At 61.0% G+C, this 12,460-nt stretch carries 17 protein-coding genes; 7 read left to right on the forward strand and 10 right to left on the reverse strand.

Annotated features, from left to right (window positions below; all coding sequences use genetic code 11):
* Positions 1 to 4 precede the first annotated feature (4 nt).
* Positions 5 to 601, reverse strand: a complete 597-nt coding sequence (locus AC0L3U_RS31940) for a hypothetical protein (protein ID WP_473364369.1) — start codon at positions 599 to 601, stop codon at positions 5 to 7.
* Between the two features lie 417 nt (positions 602 to 1,018).
* Between AC0L3U_RS31940 and AC0L3U_RS31945 the strand changes: the two genes are divergently transcribed.
* Together AC0L3U_RS31945 and AC0L3U_RS31950 are read left to right on the forward strand one after the other, a co-directional pair.
* Positions 1,019 to 1,879 carry a hypothetical protein gene (locus AC0L3U_RS31945; protein WP_473364370.1) on the forward strand — a complete coding sequence of 287 codons (861 nt, stop codon included), beginning with the start codon at positions 1,019 to 1,021 and terminating at the stop codon, positions 1,877 to 1,879.
* Between the two features lie 234 nt (positions 1,880 to 2,113).
* Positions 2,114 to 2,560, forward strand: a complete 447-nt coding sequence (locus tag AC0L3U_RS31950) for a hypothetical protein (RefSeq protein WP_473364371.1) — start codon at positions 2,114 to 2,116, stop codon at positions 2,558 to 2,560.
* Between the two features lie 210 nt (positions 2,561 to 2,770).
* Here AC0L3U_RS31950 and AC0L3U_RS31955 read toward each other — a convergent pair whose 3' ends face one another.
* Positions 2,771 to 3,070 carry a hypothetical protein gene (locus AC0L3U_RS31955; RefSeq protein ID WP_473364372.1) on the reverse strand — a complete coding sequence of 100 codons (300 nt, stop codon included), beginning with the start codon at positions 3,068 to 3,070 and terminating at the stop codon, positions 2,771 to 2,773.
* A gap of 937 nt (positions 3,071 to 4,007) precedes the next feature.
* Between AC0L3U_RS31955 and AC0L3U_RS31960 the strand changes: the two genes are divergently transcribed.
* Positions 4,008 to 4,523 (forward strand): ParB N-terminal domain-containing protein, encoded by a 516-nt coding sequence (locus AC0L3U_RS31960; RefSeq protein WP_473364373.1) that lies wholly within the window; start codon positions 4,008 to 4,010, stop codon positions 4,521 to 4,523.
* 116 nt (positions 4,524 to 4,639) lie between these two features.
* Here AC0L3U_RS31960 and AC0L3U_RS31965 read toward each other — a convergent pair whose 3' ends face one another.
* Positions 4,640 to 4,936, reverse strand: a complete 297-nt coding sequence (locus AC0L3U_RS31965; protein WP_473287017.1) for an HdeA/HdeB family chaperone — start codon at positions 4,934 to 4,936, stop codon at positions 4,640 to 4,642.
* Positions 4,937 to 5,155: 219 nt separating this feature from the next.
* Between AC0L3U_RS31965 and AC0L3U_RS31970 the strand changes: the two genes are divergently transcribed.
* A complete protein-coding gene (locus tag AC0L3U_RS31970; RefSeq protein ID WP_473364374.1) occupies positions 5,156 to 6,229 on the forward strand; it encodes a hypothetical protein in 1,074 nt (357 codons plus the stop codon).
* A gap of 55 nt (positions 6,230 to 6,284) precedes the next feature.
* Here the strand turns inward: AC0L3U_RS31970 and AC0L3U_RS31975 are convergent, their stop codons facing one another.
* From AC0L3U_RS31975 to AC0L3U_RS31985, 3 genes are all read right to left on the reverse strand, one after another.
* Positions 6,285 to 6,503 carry a hypothetical protein gene (locus AC0L3U_RS31975; RefSeq protein WP_027517660.1) on the reverse strand — a complete coding sequence of 73 codons (219 nt, stop codon included), beginning with the start codon at positions 6,501 to 6,503 and terminating at the stop codon, positions 6,285 to 6,287.
* On the reverse strand, positions 6,497 to 6,715 hold the full coding sequence (locus AC0L3U_RS31980; protein ID WP_456764551.1) for a hypothetical protein: 219 nt from the start codon (positions 6,713 to 6,715) through the stop codon (positions 6,497 to 6,499). Before AC0L3U_RS31980 ends, AC0L3U_RS31975 begins: the two co-directional genes overlap by 7 nt.
* Before the next feature lie 309 nt (positions 6,716 to 7,024).
* Positions 7,025 to 8,032, reverse strand: a complete 1,008-nt coding sequence (locus AC0L3U_RS31985; protein WP_473364375.1) for an acyl-CoA desaturase — start codon at positions 8,030 to 8,032, stop codon at positions 7,025 to 7,027.
* A gap of 205 nt (positions 8,033 to 8,237) precedes the next feature.
* Here AC0L3U_RS31985 and AC0L3U_RS31990 point away from each other — a divergent pair, with 205 nt between their 5' ends.
* Complete coding sequence (locus AC0L3U_RS31990; RefSeq protein WP_473364376.1) at positions 8,238 to 9,035, forward strand: lytic transglycosylase domain-containing protein; 798 nt, start codon at positions 8,238 to 8,240, stop codon at positions 9,033 to 9,035.
* Between the two features lie 119 nt (positions 9,036 to 9,154).
* On the opposite strand, the gene AC0L3U_RS31995 is transcribed toward AC0L3U_RS31990, so the two are convergent.
* From AC0L3U_RS31995 to AC0L3U_RS32010, 4 genes are all read right to left on the reverse strand, one after another.
* Positions 9,155 to 9,430 (reverse strand): hypothetical protein, encoded by a 276-nt coding sequence (locus AC0L3U_RS31995; protein WP_473364377.1) that lies wholly within the window; start codon positions 9,428 to 9,430, stop codon positions 9,155 to 9,157.
* 90 nt (positions 9,431 to 9,520) lie between these two features.
* A complete protein-coding gene (locus tag AC0L3U_RS32000) occupies positions 9,521 to 9,847 on the reverse strand; it encodes a hypothetical protein (protein WP_473364378.1) in 327 nt (108 codons plus the stop codon).
* Positions 9,848 to 9,936: 89 nt separating this feature from the next.
* A complete protein-coding gene (locus AC0L3U_RS32005) occupies positions 9,937 to 10,596 on the reverse strand; it encodes a cell envelope biogenesis protein TolA (protein WP_473364379.1) in 660 nt (219 codons plus the stop codon).
* Positions 10,597 to 10,902: 306 nt separating this feature from the next.
* Complete coding sequence (locus AC0L3U_RS32010) at positions 10,903 to 11,439, reverse strand: helix-turn-helix domain-containing protein (RefSeq protein WP_473364380.1); 537 nt, start codon at positions 11,437 to 11,439, stop codon at positions 10,903 to 10,905.
* Between the two features lie 201 nt (positions 11,440 to 11,640).
* On the opposite strand from AC0L3U_RS32010, the gene AC0L3U_RS32015 reads away from it, so the two are divergent.
* Positions 11,641 to 11,991, forward strand: a complete 351-nt coding sequence (locus tag AC0L3U_RS32015) for a zinc ribbon domain-containing protein YjdM (RefSeq protein WP_473364381.1) — start codon at positions 11,641 to 11,643, stop codon at positions 11,989 to 11,991.
* 113 nt (positions 11,992 to 12,104) lie between these two features.
* Entirely contained in the window at positions 12,105 to 12,320 is a 216-nt protein-coding gene (locus tag AC0L3U_RS32020) for a hypothetical protein (RefSeq protein ID WP_473287031.1), read from the forward strand.
* Positions 12,321 to 12,460 lie beyond the last annotated feature (140 nt).

A 12,460-nucleotide genomic window follows, 5' to 3' on the forward strand; every position in this document is an offset into this window, starting at 1 on the left:
CGTTTTATCGACTGCGATCGAAGGGGCGGCAAAGCTCCTCCACCACGCTGGCGTCAAGGTCTGGGCACACGCCAGAGATGAGGCTTGGAGTGAATTTAACGAAGCTGATTTCCCTTTCGCGGAGGCGCTTGATGCCATCGGGGTAGGCATCAAGCAATTTCCGGGTCAAATTAGCCGCTCGCTTGTAATTATCCTCGCTCGAGTGCCAACCCCATCCATTTCGGGCCGAAACCTCGTCCGAAAACAAAGTTGCCACGCCTTCCTCGATCACGGGTGCGTCTTCGCTTCCTGATGGAGCTAGGACATGAATGACTTCGTGAGAAAGCTGAAAGAGGGCCCGGTTGAGGTCTTGTCGCGTATTGTCGCCCAGCATGATGGAGACACGGCGCCGGCCTTCCGGATACCAGAGGCGCGGGCCTCGGTCGGAAAACTCAATGCCGACCGGCGTCCAGTCCATGTCTCGCAAACCAAACCGGTCTTCTGCCTCGGATAACAGTCGGCCGAACGCGCTGGTCAGCGTCCAGCTGTACCCGGCGTCGGTGCGGAAGCAGTGAAATCCCTGCGATGGTTCTTTCGAGAAATAGTGTTGGTCAATTTTCATAGCAGTCCGATCGGATTGATGTTCTCCGATTAGATTTGGTTGATATGGGTTACGTCAATAGCGGTTCGATTCCGGCGCCTAGCGCACCGCTTCCATCTGGACCGTAGACGAGCCGAAACCTCTTAATTTAAGGCGTTTTTCATCGCTCCGGTCGGATACGCCGACAGGGGACGTACTTTACGCGTAGACGTCCATCGCGAGTTCGATGTTGGATTTTCAGCCTGTGAGAATGCAACGGGTTACGGATGCAATAGCGGATGAACTCTGGCCATCGCTGCACGCATCTGAGCTTTTCGATAAATTCAAAAAGGGCGGCCGAAGGGCCGCCCGATTTGTAATTTTGACTGCAACCTAAGATTTACGCTATTAAATGCAACAATCAAGTCGCTTGACCATTTCTTCTGCGCAGGATCAGCAATGTTGGATGGCCTCGTCAAAGACCCAATCTATTTTTCTATTGCGCTAGCCGTCGCAGGCCTTGTGGGAGGTGGCCTTCTGAGCTGGCTAATTACCTTCGCCTATTTCAAGAAAGCGCAAGCACGCAAGCTGCTATGCTACGCAAGCTTCACAACGAGCTATCTTGGCCATAATCAGGGGGACTTTCACGACCTGACCGTTCGATATGGCGACAAACAACTTAGAGACCCTTTTCGATACACGCTCTACGTCTGGAATTGCGGAAACATAACCATCAACAGGGACGATCTTTCAAACCTCGATCCACTCGCATTCGGGCGAAGCGACATCGAGGTGCTTGAAATCAATCCGATCTGGACTACTCGTGAGAGTACCAACCCGACCGCATTGATAGACGCGGCAAAGAAGCGAGTATCGTTTGAGTTTGACTTTCTCGATCCAAACGACGGATTTGGAATTCAGTTTCTTGCGGACAGAACTGAGCAAAAATCTTGGCCGACGAATTTGCAATGCTACGGGACGATCAAAGGCCTCATGAGATCACCGTACCAAGTGAGCGCCACTTTCGAGAAAACACACTGGTGGTCTTTCCTCATTGGACTCGCTGCTTTTTCGTTCTTTGCTTTTTCAGCACTTGCAATTGGGTATGATGCCTGGCTGTCGGGCGCGTCTGTTACGGGTCTAGTGCGGCTCCTTGCGGCCGCGCTTTTCTCAGTGATTGCCCTCGTTGCCGCAGGGATCACTTTATCCGGCCGTACCCCTTCCGAAGAAATTGTTCCAGCGCTTCTGCGTCGCCCAAACGACGACCCTTTCCAAAATGAGGTAATTTTCCGCGAAGATTTGCGCCGTCTCCGTCGTTGAGCCGGGGCGCGCTCAGGTCCTCCGCCCGGCGTCACAGAACATTTAGCGAACATCCGTCGCAGTGCTGCTGAGAGTAGGATATCCACAGACTTTAGCCTAACCGCATGACATATCCAGCACCTAGATTTAGTGCCCGCGCCGCTCGCAGTTGCTAGCACTGGCAAACACATGCATACTTGAATAATATCTTTTGAAACGATTCGACCCGAAGTCTGCTCTATGGCATACTCGGGCATGTCGAACGTTCACCTCCTTGACACATCATCAGACGCTGATCGCGAGCATCGGGCGAGGATCGAAAAGATCGCGCGCGGTATTGCGAACTCGGCTTTCGAGATGCTGTCCGAGGAGGATCGCAAGGATGTGCTCGACCAACTCATCGAGATCTTGCGGCCAATCCCCACACCCCGGGCCGGCGATGTACTGGACGCCGTTGTGAGGCTGTTGCCACGCAAAAAGGACTGGTCAGTCCAAGATATCCGAGAGGGTGTCGCAGAGAAGGGAGTGAGCGCCAATCCGAAGGAGGTTTATAACGCCGTCGGGTACTTGGTGCGGAAGGGACACATGCGTCGCATTGGCTATGGGCGCTATGTCGTTGACGGTGGAACTTTGATTGTGGCGTCGGACGATTTTGGGGGCCCGACCGCGTCGCATGAAGATGCGTATCGCGTAGATGACTGAAAGAGGCGGCCGCCGAAAATGGGGCCGCCTTTTTCTTTGCCCGGAGAACGATACCTATGACGCAAGAAGAATACTATCGTGCCGCTCGCCGTCTCGGCCTTAAGCCGACTGACGTCCCAAACGTCTGGGCCAACTCCGCTGGGGAGTTCTACAACGTACCGGACTCCGGCGCGATGACACCTGATCAACGCGTTGAGACGATTGATGTGCTTAAGAAGAACTTGGGGATCGGGACTGCTCCATAACGCGCTTAGCGAGGTCTGCAGGAATTGCTACCCAAGGAAAGAACTCTGGGTCATCATCTTGGGCTTTGGTGACAACGACGGCCTCTCCACAAGCCGCATACAGGTCTGCGATGCTTTTTGAGATCGCGACATCCAGCTTGTCGATGTCGGGTTCAGCCACGAGCAATCCCTTAAGATCGGGGCTGGTTGCATAGAAGAGACCTGCCTTCCCTTCTTCAACTTTCACGCGCACGATCTTAGCCTTCATAGACGTCATCGCGCTCATCTGCTCCGCCTCTCTGATGCCACGTTTCTTGCTTGTTCCTGATTTGTTAATATTTTCTTACCTCGCTCAAGCCAGCGCGTCCATCCACTTTCCCGCGAGTCGTGGCCGCGCCTCGCCCAAAGCGACCTCGCTAAGTGCCTTGTAAATTGGCATCTTTTCGGAAAGTTCCTATATGGAGGAGGTCTCGACGTGCGACAGCGCACGCCCTTCGGAGCAATTTCCATCAAGGTGGTCCAGCCCGTAGGATGGGCGGAGCGAAGCCGATACCCATCGCCACCTGAGCGACAGACGCGATGGGTTTCGCAAGGCTCAACCCATCCCACGAGCTGCTCGGCTCGTGTCCCCCTATGCGAAATCGAGCCAGGCTAGGCGGCCCCGCCTCTACTTCGTGTTGACCTCGAACACATCCAGCAGCGGCATCTCCCGATGCGACTCGGAGAAGCGCGAGAGCTTGTTGCCGTTCTTGTCAGCGCTTGCGTGTCCACGACGGGATTGTTGCGGCGGCCGGCGTAGAACCCGGCGAGCCAGACGTTCACGGTCTGCATGAGGGTAATGCGCGGGGTCATGTATTGGTCGCGGCTCGTAGGATGGGTAGAGCCCTTGCGAAACCCATCATTCGGCGATCGATGTTGATGGGTTTCGCTCCGCTCTACCCATCCTACGAGCTTCGTCCGACTTAAAGTGCGGGATGTAATTTCCCATGAGGAGCTCCGATCAAAAAGCTCCTTTTGGTTGATGTTTTTCCTGTATCATGCTCCGCACGAGCAACCCTAATCGCTCACAAAAATGCTCGCGCACAAGGCTTGGTCCCGCGCGCGAATGCCAGGACGCCGCAAGCCAACACTCGAAATTACCTTTGCGGTCGAGCCCTTCCCCCCTAAACTCCCACCTCCGCCGGCATCGGTTCCGACGGGCCCGGTAGAAGCGGAGTGACGTTATGCCCAAACCGGAAAGCTTCCCGATCGAGAGGATCTTCGTTCCCACGAAGCAGAAGAAAGCCATCAAGCCCGAGATCGTCGGGGAGATCGCTGAAAGTATGCTGGACATCGGACAACAGGAACCCATTTCCGTCCGGCTCGACGGAGACCGCCTCGTTCTGGTCGAGGGACTGCATCGGCTCGAAGCCTGCAAGGCGCTCGGCGAGACAACCATTATCGGTGTCATCGTCCCGGCGGAGGTCGCTCACCACAGGCCGCTGCTGTCCGAAGGACCCGCAGTCGAGGCAGAGCGCATCAAGATGGCGCGATTGAAACAGCTGCGCCTCGAGAAGGAAGCTGCGGAAGCATCTATGGCTGGCTCGAAGAGCGTCAACGGAATGGAAGCGCCGCGCACCCGTCCGACGAAAGGCGTTCGCGACAATCCGAAGGCATCACCGGGCCGGACTGCGGGATCGACACCGAAGACATTGTCGGACTGGATCACGCAGCAAAAGGGCCACGGCGGTCGCTATTGATGGCCGGCGATGACGGTGTCAGTGCACTTCACCTGTCGATGTAGATTCCATGCGCGTCGCCGTGATGCGCGATCTGGTCAGGCCGACACGACCGCAAACGCCCGCGCCCCCCGCCCCTACTTCGTATTGGCCTCGACCGCGTCCAGCAGCGGCATCTCGCGATGCGACTCGCAGAAGCGCGAGAGCTTGTTGCCGTTCCTGTTCAGCGCCTGCGTGTCCACAACGGGATTGTTGCGGCGGCCGGCGTAGAACCCGGCGAGCCAGACATTCACGGTCTGCATGTGGGTAATGCGCTGGGTGATGTACTGGTCGCAGCTGATCTTGGAAACGTCGACCAGCACCTGGGCCTTGACCGGCACGGCCAGCAGCAGGGCCGCGAAGGCACCGAGGATGATCGCTCTTGTCTGAACCATGTGTTCCTTCCGATGAATGTCTGCACGGTGGCGACGGTCGGGCGCCGCATGCTTGATCCAGATCAAGGGCGCCTGTTGCAGACCCCGCGACCGCCCCACCCCGAGGCCTCGCCATAATTTCTCCTTCGCACGCGCGTTGTGTTGGACGGCGGCGAGTCTTATCGTTCCGATCGGACTGCCGCACTCCCATTGACGCCCGACGGAATCGAGAGCGCATCGGTGCCCGAGACGAACGACCCCAAACCTGACGACCACAAGCCAGACGCGCCCAAGCCTGACGCGCCCAAGCCTGACGCGCCCAAGCCTGACGCCCCCAAGCCGGACGCAGAGCGCGCCGAAGGCGGGCTGGCGCGGGCCTACGACCGGATCAAGAGCGCGGAGCAAGACCTTGCGCGGCTGGACCGGCTGGTTTCCGGAATGGAACGCGGCAGCGAAAGCCCGCGGGTCTCGCGAGCAAGCGCCGGTGCGGAGACTGTCCAGGCTCCCAAGGACAAGATTCCCGAGGACAAGACCCCCAAGGCCGCGGCGCCCGTGCCGGATAGCACGGTTCGCAACCAAGGCCTGAAGGGAGATCGGCCCATGCTGCGCGCTCTGGTTGGCCTCGTGCTGGCGATCGGCATTCTCAGTGCCGCCTTCGCTTCGCAATATCGCGACGAGGCCAGGTCTATGAGCAGGTCGATCATGGCGCGATGGGCTCCGCCGGCCGCGACTGAGCCTCCGCATGCGTCCGCGGTCGAAAGTCCGGCGCAACCGCCGGCCGTGCAACTCGCTGCCGCGGATGAGCCCGGCACGGTGCCCGCGCCGCCGGCCGGCAAGGACACGGAGAGCAATGCAGGGTTTGACGCTTCAAGACCCAACGCATCAACAACGGGCGCCACAGCCCCTGACTCGTCGTCGTCTGATCTCGCGCAATCGCTCAAGACCATCACCAGCGAGCTCGCGAACATGAACGGAAAACTCGAGCAACTGAAAAGCCGCAGCGAGCAGACGCTGCGCGAGCAGGCCGACACCATTCAACAGCTCAAGGCGGCGCAGGAAAAGGATGCGGCGGCCAATGCGCGCCTCGCCGCACAGGTCCAGGCGCTGCAAAAGGAGCTGACGACGCCGTCCGCATCGTCATCCGCACCTGCATCCGCGAAACCCGTCCCGCGGAGCGCGATCAACAACGAGACCGCTGCGCCTGCGCGGCCGCACGTGCAGGCGGCCGCACCGCGGCGGCCCCGGCCGTCGCGCGGACCCTGGATGCCCCCGCCCTATATGGTCGATCCCTATTACGGTGATCCGGATTGGTGAGCCCGCAGGGCAATTCGAGCAGTTCTGCGCCAGCACGCAAGCTTGCGGACCCGCATCAATCACGCGGCGAGATCTGAAGCTCCATCAACGCCATGCGCTCCAGGACAGCGGGGTCTCGCTCGCCCTCCTTCGCCGTGCGAAGGATTGTTTCCGCGATCGACTTGACATGCGCAGAGCTGACCGGGGCCGGCAGTGACGCAACCGCCGTGTCCAGCGCAGTTTTCATGATGCCGATGGTTTCAGGCGTAAAAGATGCATTCGAAAAATCTAGCATGCTGGATCCGATCTGGAGGTCATCACGAGCGTCGCCTGGTTCGAATGGCTGCTGATCTGCGCAATCCGGTCGACCAGGGCCGTCAGATGTTGCGGCAATGGGTCGTGCTCGCCCCGAAGCTTGATCCGCAGGCGGTCGCCTATTTCATTGCAGATCGCCAGGCTGGAGCCGCGGTCGATCTGAATGGCATTGCGAACATCGGGGCTGTTCATGAAGGTTTCCGGTTGATTCGCACGGAGGACGCTTCGCGCCGAGCCGCGCTTACAACGCGGCTGCTGTTGTTATTCAGACGAGGATCGGAGGTTCGATCTCGCTACGCTCGGGGATCACGGGCTCAACGGCCCCATCGGGCCAGAGTTCCCTCCGAACCCAACTTATGTTTGGATTTCACGGAAGCAGCAGTTTCTGCGGCTTGCGGCGGTTAAGGACCGTAGCCCGGATGGAGCGCAGCGAAATCCGGGACGGTGCTCGCGGCAGGATTCCCGGATTGCGCTACGCTCCATCCGGGCTACAGGCGCGCATCAGACCGTCGCTTCCGTATCTGCCACCGGACGCTTTCCGTCTTCTGGATCTCCGGAGCGAACAGCCCGGCTTCCGGCCGCGAAAATATCGTGCACCAATCCGAGCTTTCCCAGCCCGAGAATGATCAGGCCGTTGATGTCGATCTCGTACCAGGCGTGCGAAATGTAGGCGTCGCGCGGAAACCGGTGATGGTTGTTGTGCAGGCCTTCGCCGAAGGTGAGGATGGTGGTCACGAACTCGTTGGTGGTGCCGTCGTCGAGATCGAAGCGGCGATAGCCGTAGCGGCCGTCGCTGTGGCAGACCGAGTTGACCAGCGATGTCGCCATGGTCATGAGGTAGCTGCGGAACAGGCCGGAGAAAAGAATGCAGCCGGTCATCGTGTGCACGCCGCCGAACGCGTAGCCGATCGCACCTGGAATGATCACCGCCGAGAGCGCGTACCAGTACCAGCGCGTCCTGGTGAAGAACATCGCGATCGGATCGGCCAGGATATCCTTGGCGTAGTATCCGGCATCGGTGGTGGCCTGGTCCCACACCCAGCCGCCTTGCGCATGCATCATCCCCTTGGCGAAGGTGACATAGGGGTTGCCGTCGCCGTCATAATAAGGGCTGTGGACGTCGCCGGGCTTGTCGGAGTGAAGATGATGCCGGCGATGATTGCTCACCCATTTCAGGATCGAGCCCTGCACCGCCATGGTGGCGATGGCCGCGAACAACGCCCGCATCACCGGACCGCAGCGGAAGCTGCGGTGCACGAAGTAGCGATGCATGAAGCCGATGCCGACCGTGGACAGCGCGAACGTGCCGGCGAAGACCGAAACCTCCACCCAGCCGATGCCTTGCCAGAACGCCCAGACCAGCGCCGCGATCGAACCGCCGATCATGATGACGAAGGAGATGTAGGAATCGCGAAACTTGGCCTCGACCACCGGCCCTTCGACCAGCACGCCCGGCGGCATTTTCCGCTCCGCAGCTTCCGCCGACATCACGCTTTCGATTACGGTCATTCCAGCCGATCCATTCACACAAAATTAACCCTGTTGCGGCGCACAGTACAACCTCGGGTTATTTCCATCAAGGATGCGAGCTGCCGTGGGAGTACGGAGCGGCGACTTGAAACGACGCGACCAGAGAGAAAAGAAGCCGGATTTCAAGGCCTCATGACAGCGTTAACCAGGTGCAAAGCCTCCGCAATGCACTCCCAAAAGACCGATGCCATCAAGAAGCAAGCCCCTCCTCTCTCGCCTTCGCAAGCTCAGGCGACGCGCGCGTTGGGTGCGAAAGACTTTCGCGCGCGCACCGTGGATGGTTTGGATCGCGGGCGGCGCGGCGATGCTGCTTGCGGTCGTCGTACTCGTGAACATCACCTATCAAACAATGCGCAAGCCGACCGAGCTGTTCGTCCTTGTCGGCCACGCGCTCGACAAGGAGCCATCCGAGACGTGGCGGCAATACGGGCCACTGTTCCGCAAGCATTCCACCGCGACGATCACGCCCGAATTGCTGGCGGCGCTGGCGCAGGTCGAGACATCGGGCAATCCGCTCGCTCGCACCTACTGGCGCTGGCGCTGGAGCCTCAATCCGCTCGCGATCTACCGGCCCGCCTCCAGCGCCGTCGGCCTCTTCCAGATGCTGGACGCGGCCTACGCCGACGCCGCGCGGTTCTGTATCCGCGGCAACGCGGTCACGGAAGCCGGCTGCGGGTCTCCCTTCCTCTATGTCCGCGCGATCCCGAGCCACGCCATCGAGCTGGCATCGGTGTATCTCGATCGCAATGTCGCCGATGTTCTCAGCCGCGCGGGCGATGTGAAGGCGAGTGCGCGCGAGCGGCAGGATCTGGCCGCCTTCATCCATCTCTGCGGCGCCGGCCCCGCCACGGCCTACGCGCGCCGCAAGTTCCAGATGATCACCGACGAGCGCTGCGGCGATCATCTCGTCACAAGCTATGTCGCCAGGGTCAACGCAATGAAGCGGCAGTTTCTGCGGCTTGCTGCGGATGACGGCGGTTAGCAAAGGAGCGTAGCCCGGATGAGCGAAGCGACATCCGGGAATGCTGCGGTAACGTCCCGGATATCGCTTCGCTCATCCGGGCTACAGGCGCCAATCAATTCCGCGTCCGTCGGTGGCCTTCACCACCAATACGGCCAGCGCCAGCCCTCGTAGCGGACATACGACGACACCAGCGGCGGACCATAGGGATCAACCCGGTCGTCTTCCGGGCGATAACGATAGCGCGGAACGATATTGTAATCCCACGGCGTCGGCCTGAGCACCGGGACATCCACCCTCAGCCGTTGTTCATCCAGCACGCGGGCCTTCCGCGCGCGGGCTTCGGCACCCGTTATCCCGAGATTGCACAGCACCAGAGCGGTTCCGAGCGCACACGCGACAGTCATGATCTTCATGCGTTGGTCTCCTTGCCGCCAGAGTGCAAAAGGACGCCAAGCAAGGCAAGCGAATTTGTCCAGAGTCTTCCGCGCAGCGCAGACCGATTGTCACGCGACGGGCTTGCCGTCCAACAACGCGAGCGCTCGCGGCACCTGATCGTGGTCCGCAACCAGCACATACTCCTGCCGCGCCAGACTGGCGCCGCTCGCGATCACGATTGATTGTTTCGGGCAGAGGCCGAAGCATCCGGTCACGATCAGCTTGGCCGGCTTGGTGCCGTTGCGCTTGTTCGCCTTCAGTTCGGATTTCAGCGCACGCCTGACGTCGCGGCCCTCGTCGCTACGCTTGAGGCATTTGCGGCACACCAGGACCGGCGCCGCGCGGCGCGGGCGCACGATCATCGGGATTTTGGAATTCGAGGGATTTTCGGGCATTGCAGACCTATATGGGACTGCAGTCCATATAGGCATGGAACCGCGATCTTGCCGACGGAGACGGCGACGCGGCACGCATGGCCGGGCATTTACTCCCGCGCGCGACGCACAGCCTCGGTCAACTTCATCCTCTGCTTGTCCCAGCGCGTCGCCTCCGCCTCCGCGCGTTGGTCGAGCGCAGCGCGCTCCGCTTCGATCGCCTCCGCCCGCGCGTCGTGCTCCCGCCTCGCCTCGTCCAATGCGGCCTGCGCACTCGCGACGGCCTTCTCGCGGCGCGCGCGCTCCTTGGCGCGGGCGGCCTCCTCCTTGCGGCGCTCGGCTTCCCGCCGCCGCTCTTCCTTCTCGAACGCCGCGGCAGCCTTGCGCGCCTGTTGATCGTCGATCTTGCGGGCTGGTTGCCTTGCTGCCTTTGCGGGACGCTTTTTCGGCGTGGACTTGGCTTTGGACTTGGCCTTGCGCTTCGGCCCGGCCTCGTCGTCAGCGAGATCGGTCGGCAACTCGGAATGCTCGGTGAACGCCCCGTCCGATCCGACCGGCCGCCGGAGCACCAAGCCCGGCTTCTCCATCGTCGCCGCGACGATGTCGGGATCGTCGGTCTCCTTCGCGGCGCCTTGATGAAACAGATTGGACCTGGCGCCCCAGGCGTCCAGCGCCGCCTTCATCGACGGCGCGGCGATCGCCTGGTCGTAGAAGCCGAGCGAGGTCTGGTAGGTCTTCAGTTTTCTTTTTGGTTTTGCTTTTTTCGGCATGTCGCTCCGCAGCTGGCGAGCCACCTGCTTCCTGCGGCGCCATCATGCCATACTGCCCCTGTTTTGCCCGACGAGTCAAATTCGATTCGGTATCGCCGAAGTCGATGCGGCGCGCATAGGCCCGTAGCCCGGATGAGCGAAGCGACATCCGGGACCTTTGCTGGCGGCCTTCCCGGGTATCGCTTCGCTCACCCGGGCTACGGCGCAACACCACCGGAACTTCGGATTTCCAACACACTGAAATCCCTCGGGATTTCTACTGTGCATGGGGTTGTTTTCGACGTTTTTGTTTTGACGGGGTGCCAACTACGCCGCGTCGAAATCCTCAGGCGCCGGCCCGGCGACGAGCCCATCGAGACCGACCATCAGCAGATCGGCGATGTGCATCAGCTGGTACAGCGGAATGTCCGCTTCGCCCTGCTCGGCCAGCGACACGAAGGCAGGCGTGGCGCCGACGAGCTCGGCGAGCTGGCCTTGCGTGTAGCCGCGCTTTTCGCGCGCAGCCCTGAGGCGCGCACCGATCCCGAGCCGGTGCCGGGACTGCTCGTCCGCGGTCATCATCACGGCCTGCTCGTCCGCACTCGCATAGCCGTCCACGAACGCGCTGCCGATCAGCCGGCCCTTGCGCCAGGCGACCCGGCAGTCCTTGCGCAGTCCGCTGCTGAAGACCAGCGTGAACTGCTCGGCGACCCAGAGCGAGGCGTTGAGGCCGAGGCGCGCGCCGGTGCCCGAGACATCGCGGATCGTGCAGGGCGCGCTGATGATCTTGCCGGTGCCGTTGTCGAATTCGACAATGCCGGTGCGCAGCGTGTGATGTCTGACTGCGGCGCGATGCTCGCTCATGACCAGAACACTCCCTTCCGCCGCGACGTCGAACCGACGCAGCCACAAATTCCGGACCTCGATACCGCAGAGTTTTTCCTGAACTCCTAAGTTTCCAAGGGTTCCGCCAGGACTGAAAGCCATGGTAAAGGATTTGCTCCCAATCCATCTTTTTCCGGCGGAAAGCGTGCGGCGCGCCCGTGACGGGCGACGAGGCGAATAATGACCGACGCGATGAAATGTCCGACCTGCAACTCCGAGCACGCCTATCAGGATCGCGGCCTCGGGGTCTGCCCGGAATGCGGCCACGAATGGAGCGGCACGGCGGAGGCCGCCGCGGACGCCACTCAGGAGGCCGGCGTGCGCGATGCCAACGGCAATGCGCTCACTGATGGCGACAGCGTCATCGTGATGAAGGATCTCAAGGTCAAGGGCTCCTCCTCCGTCGTCAAGGGCGGCACCAAGGTCCGTAACATCCGCCTGCAGGACGCCACCGACGGCCACAACATCGCCTGCAAGATCGACGGCATCGGCGCGATGAATTTGAAATCGGAGTTCGTGAGGAAGGCGTAACCGCCGCGAACGCCAGGCGACCGCCAACGACGCATCGGGGCGAAGAAGAGGTGCGTCGGCCTGAACTTTTCGCGAGTTCGGCCGTTCTCTGTGTCAACAGAGGATGGCGGAAAATGGTTTTTGATTTGCGGATCGTCGCGATCTCGGCGAGTCTCGTTTTGGCTTCGATCGCGGTTGCCGCAGCCAGCGATCTGCACGAACAGCCGTCCTCGGCTGCCGCCGGCACGAGCGGCCCCGCAAGCGAGGCGCGCCCCATTCGCGTCGTTCTGCCTGCGCCATGGGAGCCCGCGACGCCATCGTCCGCTTCAGCGGCCGCTACGCGAAAATAACCCGCCCTACGATCCCGCCAGCCGCATGTCCTGTTCAAAAGTGGACATACGCTGCTGCGCCGGACCGGTACCGATCACTCAGCATCCGCACGACAATTTTGGGAGGCCGCTCTGCGAGGACCGCCAACAAGCGACGCGAC

It is taken from the genome of Bradyrhizobium sp. Kon69 (assembly GCF_055807515.1).